Source organism: Dyadobacter sp. CY345 (assembly GCF_021502725.1).
GTDB lineage: Bacteria > Bacteroidota > Bacteroidia > Cytophagales > Spirosomataceae > Dyadobacter.
In genome coordinates, this window is sequence record NZ_JAKFFS010000002.1 from 503,044 (window position 1) to 515,616 (window position 12,573).

The 12,573-nt window shown below is 41.3% G+C and carries 8 protein-coding genes; 6 read left to right on the top strand and 2 right to left on the bottom strand.

Annotated features, from left to right (window positions below; all coding sequences use genetic code 11):
• Window positions 1-3: 3 nt before the first annotated feature.
• Window positions 4-3,270, bottom strand: a complete 3,267-nt coding sequence (locus L0657_RS11785; protein ID WP_235150997.1) for a SusC/RagA family TonB-linked outer membrane protein — start codon at window positions 3,268-3,270, stop codon at window positions 4-6.
• Between the two features lie 552 nt (window positions 3,271-3,822).
• Between L0657_RS11785 and L0657_RS11790 the strand changes: the two genes are divergently transcribed.
• The 6 genes from L0657_RS11790 to L0657_RS11815 all read left to right on the top strand — a co-directional run bounded on the left by L0657_RS11790 (window position 3,823) and on the right by L0657_RS11815 (window position 11,651).
• Complete coding sequence (locus L0657_RS11790; RefSeq protein ID WP_235150998.1) at window positions 3,823-7,023, top strand: SusC/RagA family TonB-linked outer membrane protein; 3,201 nt, start codon at window positions 3,823-3,825, stop codon at window positions 7,021-7,023.
• 12 nt (window positions 7,024-7,035) lie between these two features.
• Window positions 7,036-8,523, top strand: a complete 1,488-nt coding sequence (locus tag L0657_RS11795; RefSeq protein WP_235150999.1) for a SusD/RagB family nutrient-binding outer membrane lipoprotein — start codon at window positions 7,036-7,038, stop codon at window positions 8,521-8,523.
• A gap of 22 nt (window positions 8,524-8,545) precedes the next feature.
• The gene (locus tag L0657_RS11800) at window positions 8,546-9,181 is read left to right on the top strand and encodes an immunoglobulin-like domain-containing protein (RefSeq protein WP_235151000.1); all 636 of its coding nucleotides are present in this window, start codon (window positions 8,546-8,548) and stop codon (window positions 9,179-9,181) included.
• Between the two features lie 23 nt (window positions 9,182-9,204).
• Window positions 9,205-9,687, top strand: coding sequence for a lipid-binding protein (locus tag L0657_RS11805; protein WP_235151001.1), 483 nt, complete (start codon window positions 9,205-9,207; stop codon window positions 9,685-9,687).
• Between the two features lie 180 nt (window positions 9,688-9,867).
• Window positions 9,868-11,166 carry an amidohydrolase gene (locus L0657_RS11810; RefSeq protein ID WP_235151002.1) on the top strand — a complete coding sequence of 433 codons (1,299 nt, stop codon included), beginning with the start codon at window positions 9,868-9,870 and terminating at the stop codon, window positions 11,164-11,166.
• Window positions 11,167-11,297: 131 nt separating this feature from the next.
• Window positions 11,298-11,651: a four helix bundle protein gene (locus L0657_RS11815; RefSeq protein WP_235151003.1), complete on the top strand. Its 354-nt coding sequence runs from the start codon at window positions 11,298-11,300 to the stop codon at window positions 11,649-11,651.
• Between the two features lie 114 nt (window positions 11,652-11,765).
• On the opposite strand, the gene L0657_RS11820 is transcribed toward L0657_RS11815, so the two are convergent.
• Window positions 11,766-12,566 (bottom strand): SDR family oxidoreductase, encoded by an 801-nt coding sequence (locus L0657_RS11820; RefSeq protein WP_235151004.1) that lies wholly within the window; start codon window positions 12,564-12,566, stop codon window positions 11,766-11,768.
• Between the last annotated feature and the right edge of the window lie 7 nt (window positions 12,567-12,573).

Here is a 12,573-nt window from a genome sequence, read left to right on the forward strand (position 1 = left end):
TTTCTAGAAACGCAATTTAACATTGAACCCGTAACTCTTCACAGCAGGATAAGAACCTGTCTGATATCCACCAGCACCAGCGCCGATACTAGAACCTAAACTTTCTTCAGGGTCAGAAAACTCTGAATTTTTGTGGATGATCCACAAGTTTCTACCAATAAGCGATACATCAACTGATTTAAAAGCTTTAAGTCTTGAAACTACCGACTGAGGTAGACCAAATGTCAAAGCCAATTCTCTCAATTTAACATAACTCGCGTCATAAATATACATCGCACGAGGAGGGTTTGCTGGGTATCCGTAGGCAGTAGAACCACCACCATCAACGTTTGCAGCTCTTACAGTGTTTGGTGTTCCATCAGCCTGAACGCCTGGGAATAATACACCACCACTGGTAGCATCATTTGTAACCGGATCTCTTTTTGGATTTCCAAGGTCATTCAAACCAGCTGTGATAGGATACATACCAGTTCCTTCACCATACCACTGATCAAGTGACCAGAAATCTCCGCCATGACGTACGTCAATCAGGAAGTTAAGAGCAAGGCTTTTGTATCTAAGCGTATTAGCAAAACCACCAATCCAGTCTGGGTTAGGATCACCGATAACTTCTGCAGAACCCGGAGTTGCTGCATACATACCGTTTGCTTTCACGATTTTCTGACCGTTTTCGTGGTAAACGAAATTAGTACCACGAATTACACCAAATGGTAAGCCAGTAACTTTTCCGGTTTCAGGATCTTTCTGAAATCCTGCATTTAGAGAAACACCACCTTGCAACGTAGCAATCGCGTAGTTTTGAACATCACCATACAAGCTTAATACTTTGTTACGGTTACGAGAAAAGTTTACGTTTACCTTCCATGAAAAATCCTGTGTTCTGATAGGCTCAACAAAGGCAGAAATTTCAATTCCTTTATTTTCAACTTCACCGGCATTCACATATTGGAAAGAATATCCCGTTGAAAGACTTGTAGAAACAGGCAGGATCTGATCAATCGTGCTACTGCGGTAGTACGTAATATCAGCACCTAAACGATCATCAAGGAATGCAGTTTCAAGACCAAATTCAAGGTTTCTCGTTCTTTCAGATTTAAGATTAGCATTGTTCTTTGTATTTGGAAGAGAGAAATATGGAATTGATCCAAGACCTGTTGGTTTGTCATATACATTTCCAACACTTCCCCATGGCGCATCATTTCCAACTTCTGCGTAGTTAGCGCTAAGTTTACCTCTTGTCAACCAATTTGCTTTAAGAGCAGGTAATTCTGAAAATACAAAGTTCGCTCCAACAGATGGATAAAAATAAGTATTATTCTCCTTTGGCAAAGTTGTTGATTTGTCTTGTCTTGCACTCAATTCAACGTTGATAAACTCTTTGTAACCAAATGATGTCTGAGCGAAAATACCATCAACTCCGATTCTTCGCAAGACTTCAGTTGGTGCTTCGATTGGATTTATCGAATTGCTCAAAGAATACAAATCAGGAACAACCAAACCGCCATTTGTACTTGCGCGGATAGATGTTTCCTTAGATCTACGCATGTTGCTACCAAGCAAACCAACAAAAGTAATATCCTTCGTGATGTTTGTATGGAAGTTAAAGATTAGGTCGAGGTTTGTTTCATTGAACAACCTATTAAATCTGGTATATTGAGTAGTTGCCTGGCTACCAGTTGCTATTCTTTCCTCCTGAAAATCACTTGTTCCATTGTAAGCAAAACGTCCTGTGAAATCAACCCACGGGGCGATTTTGTATACCGCACTTGCATAACCGAAGAAGTTGTCTCTCGTATCAGAAGAAGGATTTTTGTATCTGCTCCAGTATGGGTTGTCAGAGTAAATCGGATAATTGGTATCAATTGTACCCGTATGGTTTGCCCAGTTCCAAGTCACGTTTTTCTCATCTCTGAAATACGCATCTTTTTGCTCAACCATATCCACGTTAGTCTGGAACCACTGTCTGAACTGCTGGTTAGGGTTTTTACCGCTATAACCAGTTCCATAACGACCTAGACCTTTAACCTGTGAAAAGTTAACATCACCAGTTATTGTCAGTTTTTTCGTTAAATCAAAAGAACCAGAGAAGTTGAAAAGGTTTTTATCCAATTTACTATTTGGTAAAACGCCTTTTTCGTCATTTCTTGTATAACCGATTTTGAAAGTGGAATTGTCACCACCACCAGTAATATTAATACTCTGGTTGGAAGTAACGCCAGTTTCGTAGAATTTGTCAGGGCCATTGGCAGCAGCTACCCATGGACGCATTTTTTGAAAATTAGGCGAAGTCGGATCAAAAGTATCCCACTGATAAACCATCAGGCTAGGATCGAATTTAGGACCGAAAGATGCATCCGCGTCAAAAGCGGCAATTGGACCTACACCAGATCCAAGGTCTCCCTGGTAGAAATCCTCTGCTCCACCGTATCCTGCACCATACTCTTTCTGATATTTAACAAAAGTGCTTTTGTCAATTTTACCCCAGGTAACACCTGAGTTAACTGTTACATCAAAGCTGTTTTTCTTTCCTTTTTTGGTTGTAATCACAATTACACCGTTAGCAGCGCGAGAACCATAAAGAGCAGTTGCCGCCGCACCTTTCAGTACGTTCACAGATGCTACGTTATCCGGGTTAATATCAGAAGCAGCATTACCATAATCCGCTCCTTGACCACCTGCCGCCTGCGTAGGTGTATTGTTATTAGCATTCGATACCGGAACACCGTCGATTACGTAAAGCGCCTGGTTGTTTCCAGTGATAGATTTGTAACCTCTGATTACTGTACTTGTCGAACCTCCCATGTTGTTGGTAGCAGTAATTGCCAAACCGGCAACTTTACCTGACAACGCGTTCATAAGGTTGGTGCTACGAGTCTGTGTGATCTGTTCTGCACTTACCTGCTGCGCAGCATATACCAGCTCGTTTCTTTTTCTTTCCTGGCCCAAGGCAGTTACAACAACTTCCTGTAACTGGCTCACGTCGTTTTTAAGAGAGACATTAACTGTCGATTGGGTTCCTAATACAACTTCCTGAGTTTGGAAACCGATGAAACTGTAAACCAGTGTTGCGCCTCCGTCTGCCGAGATCGTGTAGTCTCCCTGGCTGTTTGTGGTAGTACCACGAGTTGTACCTTTCACTGAAATGTTAACACCTGGCAGAATTGAGCCGTCATCTGCCGTAACGCGTCCTGTAACCGAGCGCTCCTGGGCGTACACCTGGCCGGTCAACAGCATCAGGCATCCCAGTAAGGATAATAAAGTCTTAATCATACGTTAAAATTAAGTTAGGTTGTATTAAGAAAATTTAATGTTGCAAAAGTAATTATTGTTTTAACCATTACAAGGTATTTTATGCATTTATCGAAATAAAGTTTGGTACTACGTTTCATATCGGTAAAGATTATTATAAAAATTACTTACAATCCCAAATTATTTATAGTTCAGCAGAATCGTATGTCTCCGTCATTTATTAATTTTTTCACCCTCTTCTTAACCTTATTTTAATACTGAAGCAGGCACGGTTTGCATTGTACGTGATCTAATGAATTTAGCGATTCATTAAAATTTTGTTCAGTCATAAAGCATAAACGTTGCAATTTTCATTTTCAAAGTAGTAAAATGATTAAACTTATATAATCTACGTTTATGGGATTATTTTGCCATGAATTTGATGATAGAGCCATAGATAAATATGTCAAAAATGCCATTTTCGCCAAATTATATTCTGATTTAAAAAATATTACTTTTAGAATAAAAAAAACTTGTATTATTTTTATAATTTTGATTCTAGTTGTCTTATTAAATCAAACTTTAAATCATTTTATGAGAAAGTTTTTACTATCATTTCTGGGGAGCTTGCTGCTTTTGAGTATGCAGGTATATGCCCAGGATCGTGAAGTAACCGGGACCGTTACGGCGGATGACGGTTCTACATTACCCGGTGTTAATATTTCCATCAAGGGAACAACCAGAGGAGTTACCTCTAGTCTGGATGGGAAATATTCAATCGCGGCTGCTCAGGGAGCAACGCTTGTTTATTCGTTTGTAGGTTATGTTACCCAAAATATTGTTCTGGGTTCACAGACAAATATTGACGTTAAGCTAATTTCCGATTCCCAGCAGCTTGGGGAAGTTGTTGTAACTGCGCTTGGTATTTCAAGAGAAAGAAAATCCATCGGTTATAGTACTGCCACAGTTTCCAACTTATCAATTACGGAAGGGAGAAACACAAGTGCGCTGGATGCGTTGAATGCCCGCGTTCCGGGACTTTCAGTATCTACGGCATCAGGTGCGCCGGGAGCTTCAACGGTTTTAAACATTCGTGGATTTAACTCGGTGACGGGAAATAATCAGCCTTTGTATGTTGTGGATGGTGTTCCTATGAACAACCGTGGAAATACTTCTTCATCCAATGCGGCCAACGGGAACGACGATTTCAACCGTTCTATGGACTTCGGGAATCAGATGAATGATATCAATCCTAATGAAATTGAAAGTATCACAGTACTGAAAGGTATTTCTGCTTCTGCGTTGTATGGTAGCCGTGCGGCGAATGGCGCAATCCTGATTACGACGAAAAAGGGAAAATCAGGCCAGACTACGGTTGATTTTTCAAGTTCATTTGCTCAATCTCAGGTTTTGCGCGTTCCACATTTGCAAAATACATACGGGCAAGGATGGAGCGGTTTGTTTGACCCAATTGAAAATGGTTCATGGGGACCTAAAATGGATGGCCAGACGCGCCTTTGGGGAAATGTTGTTGACAATTCTCAATTGCTAAAACCATTTTCTGTTCAAAAGGATAACCTGAAAGACTTTCTGGATTATGGCTACGAATGGAACAACAGTTTAGCCGTTGCAGGTGGTACCGACGCTGCGAATTATCGTATCTCGTATTCTTATGCAGATGCTGACGGTGTTATCCCAACCAACGCAGACTCATACCAAAGACATACCGTTGGTGTGAATGGTGGTCTGAAACTTAAAAAATTCTCTGCCAATGCGAACATGAACTATGTTCATAAGGACCAGAAAGCAGTGGCAACGGGTCAGGGAAATGATGCCGGAGCGGGAAAAGTACTTTGGCAGGAAATTATCCAGATCCCGAGAGATCATTCAATTGTGGATTCAAAAGGTTATAATGATCCGAATAATCCTTTTAACAAGTTTTATAGTCTGGATAATTATTTTACTCCTTACGCGCAAAATCCATACTGGACATTATACAACCAAGGTAATGACTATGCGGAGGACCGTATTTTCGGTAACCTGGAATTTAAATATGACCTTCTTAAAAACCTGAATGTGCTTTGGAGAGTGGGTGGTGACTATTCTGATGCGTTCCAGAAAGACTGGGGTAATGTTGGTATTATCACGCCAGGAAGTCCTAATAGCAGTGCAAACAATGTTTTTGGTAGTGTTTCCCAGATTGCCAGAGGAAACCGTCAGTTCAATAGCGATCTGCTTTTGAATTTCAACAGTAACCTTGGAAGTCGCATCGATGTTCAGGCATTTATCGGTCACAATATCAACCAGCGTACAGCATTTACACAATACGCCAGTGTGACAAATCTTGATTTGCCAGGATTTTATAACCTGAAAAACAGTTCTGTAACACCGACAACATTCACAACAGAAAGCACGCGCAGACTTGTAGGTGTTTATGGAACAGCTACTTTCGGTTTTGACAACTGGTTATACCTGACCGTTGGTGCAAGAAATGACTGGACCAGTACTTTGCCAAAAGGAAAGAATTCTTATTTCTATCCAAGCGCAAGTATCAGTGCAGTACTTTCGGATGTATTTAAAATGCCAGCTCAAATTCCATTTGTTAAAGTTCGTTTTGCTGCGGCTTCTGCTGGTAATGATGCGGATCCCTATCAGATTCTTCCGGTTTATGCCTCAGGTAGCGTGAGTACTGGTAGTTTTGGTACAATCGATTTTCCATTCGGGGGTATCAACGCCTACGAGGTTGCTAACAATCCGGGTAACCTTGATTTGAAGCCAGAGATATCTAATGAATATGAAGCAGGTGTAGAACTTGGTTTCTTCGGAAGACGTGTTGGAATCGAGGCGAGTTACTACGATAAGGTTACAAAAAACCAGATTATTAACTTAAACCTTGAACCAGCAACAGGTTACCAAAACCAGACGGTCAACTTAGGTCAGGTTAGAAACAAAGGTATCGAGGCGATGTTAACACTTGTGCCTGTTCGTACGGATAAAATAGAGTGGGGGGTAACATTCAACTACAATAAAATTAACAACAAAGTAGAAGCGCTGGGTCTTTCAGACAGTACGAACATTTTGTTGAATAATAGTTATGATGTGAAATTGAGAGCTGTCGTTGGAAAACCGCTTGGTGCCATTTATTCTCCAGATGTTTTGCGTGACGAGGCAACCGGTGCAACCATCGTGAATCCGGAAACTGGTTTGCCACTTGTTGATCCAAATGAACATTACAGAGGATCAATAAACCCTGACTTTACGATGGGTATCGGTACTTATGTGACTTACAAAGGTTTCAGATTAAGTGCGAACGCGGATTATCGGAAAGGTGGTGTGTTCTATTCTTACACAGCGCGTTTGAATTATTTCAATGGTAACGCGTATGAATCGCAGTATAATGACCGAGAGCCTTTCATTATTCCTGGATCTGTTGCTCAGTCTTCTGACGGAACGCTCGTGGAAAACACTACGCCGATTTCAAGATCAGACATGGCAACTTATTATGGCGTAAACAATGCTTATCAATACAATCACGTGTTGCCTAAAACTTTCTTCAAACTTAGAAACGTAGCGCTGAACTATACTGTACCTAAAAGCTTCCTTGCAAAAATGCCAATCCGCGTGGCTTCTCTTGGGGTATTCGGTCGTAACCTGGTTATGTGGACGCCAAAGAAAAACCATTACGTAGATCCTGAGGCAAACACATTCGGAACAGACCTTAAAAACCTTTATGGTGAATTTGCTGCCGGTCCGTCAACAGCGAGCTATGGTGTTCAGTTAAACTTATCATTCTAATTAGATCCGAAAATGAAAAGCATATTAAAAAATAGTTTATTACTTCTTGGTGCGCTTTCACTCGGTTCTTGCGAGAACTGGCTGGATGTGAATGAAGACCCGAATAACCCAACCAATGTTGCCCCTCAATACGTTCTGCCAGTTGCCCAGGCATCGGTCATGGCGGTTACTGGGGGAAGTTTCGCAATCATCGGCGGAATGTGGTCGCAGCACTGGACACAGGCAAACGTGAGTACGCAGTACAAAACGATCGATTCATACGATTTGCAGCCGGCAGATTATAACAACGCATGGACGGAAATGTATGCCGGCGGTTTGAATGACTTTGAAGACGTAAAACGTAAAGCAGCGGCAGCTGGAAACAATAACATGGTTCTTCAGGCTGTGGCAGGTCAAACCTATGGTTACCAAATTCTGGCTGACTGGTTTGATAAAATTCCTTTGAGCGAAGCGTTGCAGATCGAAGTAACCAAAACGCCAAAATATGATGATGGTCCTGCGGTTTATGCAGAACTTATTAAAAGACTTGATGCAGCGCTTGCACTTGACTTTAATAATGTAACTTCAACGCAGGTTTCTTCAGATCTTGTCTTTGGTAAATTGAGCGGAGCTGAGCAGATTGCTCAATGGAAACGTTTTGCCAATACACTTAAACTCAAAATGTACCTGCGTCAGACAAGCAGTCCGAATTCAGCTGCTGCTTTGGCTGCAATCAAAGCGATGTTAGCCGCCAATACAGAATTTTTGACAACGGCTGCTTCCGTAACATCATTTGTTGATGAACCAAGCCGTAGTAACCCACTGTATGAAAGTAACGTGCGTCAGCTGAACACAGGTACGAACCTTCGTTTAAGCAAAACTTTGCAATCGTTTCTTGAAGCGAACAATGATCAGGCTCGTTTGAATGCTTATTTTACTCCCGGAAGCTCCGGACAATTTGGACTTGCGCAGGGAAATTATGATGTAAGTACTACCGTTGTCGGACCTAATGTTCCAAGTGTTACGAAGTTATCAGCCACAGATCCTTTCTTCTTTTTCAGTCTTGATGAAGTTGATTTCATGCTTGCCGAAGCACATTTGCGTTCAGGTAATGACGCACAGGCAAAAGCGTTTTATGATAAAGGAGTTGCAGATGCTTACGCAAAGTTCAACGTAACTTTTGATGCTTCTAAAATCGCTGCGGGAGGCGTTTATGCTTTCCCCACCGCAGGTACAACTGAGGCAAAATTGAAAGCGATTATTGTTCAGAAGTGGGTTGCAATGTACAAACAAGGTTATGAATCTTTCTGGGACCAGGCGCGTACGGGTTATCCTGAGATTTCGCCAGTTGCTACAACTGATGCCTCCTATATTCCTGGTCAATGGACTTATGCGATCAACGGTGTGACAGGAAAAGTATTCCCGAAAAGAATTCTTTACACTTCCGCATCACGTGATGTGAATCCGGGAAATACGCCGGCACCTGCAAAAGTTACTGACAAAATCTGGTGGATGAAGTAACCATTTAATTCTAAAAACGATCATGATAAAAGGAATAAAATATATAGCAATAACAGTCCTTACCGGGTTGCTTTTTGCGTGCGAACCAGACAAGGTTACCGAAGGGATTTCAGATATTACCTTTTTTCCCATAATTACCCTGAAAGGTGATCAGTGGGCCGAAGTACCGGTTGGTACAAAATATACTGATCCCGGCGTGGAGTCGAAGGAGAACGGTGAGGTAATCACTACGAAAATTACAGGAACTGTTGACGAAACGAAAGCAGGTGTATATGTAATTCAGTATGATGCTGTAAACAAGGACGGCTTTGCATCAACAGAATACAGATATGTCGGCGTTATCGATCCGGCTGTTGCAGGCACTGACATTTCCGGGGCATACAGAAGAAATGCCGGAGAAAATGGTATTTCAAATGTCTCGAAAATTTCCGGTAATCTTTATTACACCGATAATATTGGTGGTGTAGCAACGACCAATTCAGGCTTAGGCGTTTATTTCTATCACTATGCCAAAGGAAAATTAGGCGTTCCTTTTCAATTAACGCCCGGCAATTCCTTCTCGGCAACGAATGGAACTATCGTTGAGGGCACTCAGTATAGCTGGGTAGTAATCAATCCAGGTTACGGTACTGCCGTTCGTACATTTATTAAACAGTAACATCAACTACATATCTTTTGAATATGAAATACTTTAAATATATATCGATTTTTCTGGTGTTTGGATTGCTCTCGTGCGATGCAGGTAGCGAACCTGATATCGAAGGAACAAAATTGCAGGCTATGGCCGGTGAATGGTGGATCAATGTGTTGGTGGACGGTGAAGATATTGGTGCAGGCTTTAATATGATCACAACTTCAAATACCGCTGCTAATAACGAAACGGATCTTCTATTGGATGATCATGAATTATGGCCGGCAAAAGTTGTGACAAAAGTAAACCTTGGCTCGATGACTTTCACAGCGGCACCGAATCTTGCTAACTCCTATGACCCGGATATTAAGGTGTCAGTTATTGAAGGTAAGATATTAAAAGGTGCAGCGACGACTACTGGCGGCAACAAGACGGATTCCATTTACGTAAAATTTGAATTCTCTGATGATGCCGGTACTCAATACGAATATGCTGGTTACCGTCGAACAGGTTTTCGTGAAGATGAGCATTGATTTTAATTGATAATGTCAAAGGCTCACTAAACATTTGAATAATTCTAAAAGAGGCACATCGCAAGATGTTGCCTCTTTTTTGTTGTGGTAAATTGTGCGAAGACTGTTTTTAAAACAGCTAACAAGCAGTTTATTTCACTATTTTGGTAAAGTTTTTTAAAACCTTACGTCAATCGCCTTATGAAGAAACGACTATTATTGATACTGTCGCTTGGATTTTCTCCTGCTTTTGTTTTTGCACAAACTGCTCTTTCTGCCAAAATAGATCAAAAATCGCAGTCACTTGAAACTAAAATTGTCGAATGGAGACGGGATTTTCACCAAAATCCTGAGCTTGGTAACCGGGAATTTAAGACGGCTGAAAAAATTGCGAATCATTTGAAAAGTCTGGGTATTGAAGTACAAACTGGCGTTGCCAAAACGGGTGTGGTGGGTTTGTTAAAGGGTGGAAAGCCCGGCCCGGTCGTGGCGCTTCGCGCAGACATGGATGGTTTGCCGGTAACCGAACGGGGAGATCTGCCATATAAATCAGCGGTAACAACAGATTATAACGGGCAAAAAGTGGGCGTTATGCACGCCTGCGGCCACGATACGCATATCGCAATTTTGATGGGTGTTGCAGAAGTTTTGTCTTCCATAAAAGGCGATCTGAAAGGAACTGTGAAATTTATTTTCCAGCCGGCAGAAGAAGGTGCTCCGGAAGGGGAAGAAGGTGGGGCTAAATTGATGGTTAAAGAAGGCGTATTGGAAAACCCGAAAGTAGATGCGATTTTTGGTTTGCATATTAATTCACAAACCGAAGTTGGGAAAATATCTTACAAACCGGGCGCTACCATGGCCGCGGTCGACTTTTTTACTATTGATGTAAAAGGAAAACAAACGCATGGTGCTTATCCATGGTCAGGCGTTGATCCGATTGTTACTTCTTCCCAAATTGTGATGGGGTTACAAACCATCGTAAGCAGGAATCTTGACATTACAAAAGCACCTGCTGTGGTAACGATTGGTGCAATTAATGGAGGAATCCGGCAGAATATAATTCCGGAACAAGTAAAAATGATCGGAACGATCCGGACATTTGATGAGGATATGCATGCGCAGGTGCACAAGCGCGTGACGGAAATTGCTACAAATATCGCAGAAAGTGCCGGTGCGAAAGCAGATGTCAATATCAACACACTTTATCCGGTAACTTTTAATGATGTTCCTTTAACCGAAAAAATGATCGGAACGCTGCAAAATGTAGCAGGAAAGGAAAATGTGAAACTGATACCAGCCGTAACAGGTGCCGAAGATTTTTCATACTACCAGCAAAAAGTACCAGGGTTTTTCTTCTTCCTCGGAGGAATGCCAAAAGGAAAAGATCCATTAACAGCTGCGGCTCACCATACACCTGATTTTTTTATTGATGACAGTGGAATGGTTCTGGGTGTTCGTTCGCTGAGCAGGCTTACGGTGGATTATATGGAGAAAAAGTAATTATTAATTGTTAAGGGTTAATTGTTAATGATGGATCGTTCGGAGGTCATGAATACATCCTGTTGGTGGAATGAGAGAGATTGTTGATCACTTCTTATTCTCGGAGAACACTAAACATTACACGCACTATAATGAGAGAAAACATTGTAAAAGACAAGAGCTTTGCTCTCGCCGTTCGAATTGTCAGGCTTTACCAATACTTGTCCTTTCATAAAAAGGAGTATGTTTTATCGAAACAGTTGTTAAGAAGCGGGACAAGCGTTGGTGCAATGGTTAGGGAGGCCGAACATGCTGAGACCAAACCCGATTTTCGCCATAAAATGGGAATTGCGCAAAAAGAAATTAACGAGACAATTTATTGGTTAGAATTACTACTCGAAACTGAATATCTGACAAAGGAGCAATTCGAAAGCATCAACGCTGACTCAATCGAAATAATAAAACTGCTAACATCAATCATCAAAAAAAGCAAAAATAATGGTTAATTGATGGGCCAAAATATTTTAAAAATATTGTTTCCTCATTTTCGCGAAGACGCAAACAAATGCGGAACGTGCCACATCATTAACCATTAATAATTAACCCTTAACCATTAACAATTATTCCGGCACATTTTTCCTCACCTGATCAAACAACAAATCCGGCAAAAATCTTTTTAAATATATTGCAGCAACCTCCTTAAAACCACCAATATAAATCTCCTTCTTATCTTTTTTTACAGCATTCAAAATCTGTCTGGCGCATTCTTCCGGGGCGATACCGTTTTCCTGGTTGCTGTCCATTTTTCCGAATTTTCCGCCCGTTTCGTCCAGCGCATTTACGGAAACATTTGTTTTAATATAACCCGGACAAACAGTCGTTACTTTAATATTGTCATTATAACTTTCCGCACGTAGAGAATCATAGAAACCATGCAAAGCATGTTTTGACGCGTTATAACCAGAGCGCATGATGGTTCCTATTTTTCCGGCCACACTGCTGATAATAATAAAATGGCCGCCTTGTTGCTTTATCATATCCGGCAAAACCGCCTTTGTTAAGGCAACGGTACTATAAAAATTGACATCCATCAGCTTCTTGTAAACTTCCAGATCCGTGTCCTTTATATACGAGCGCTGACTAACGCCGGCGTTGTGAACCATGATATCAATACGCTGAAATTTTGCAATAATTTGTTCAGCCGCTTCATTTGCCTTCTCAAATTCTGTCACATCCAGAGGAAGAATCATAACCGAAGAATCGGGCAAACCTGTCCTTACTTTAACGCGTTCGAGTTCTTCTCTTCTCCTTGCTGTCAAAACAAGTTTCGCTCCTTCCTTAGCAAAAGCCATGGCAATCGCTTCGCCGATTCCGGAAGATGCTCCGGTTATCCAAACTACTTTATTTTGGAAAGTATCCATTTTTTTT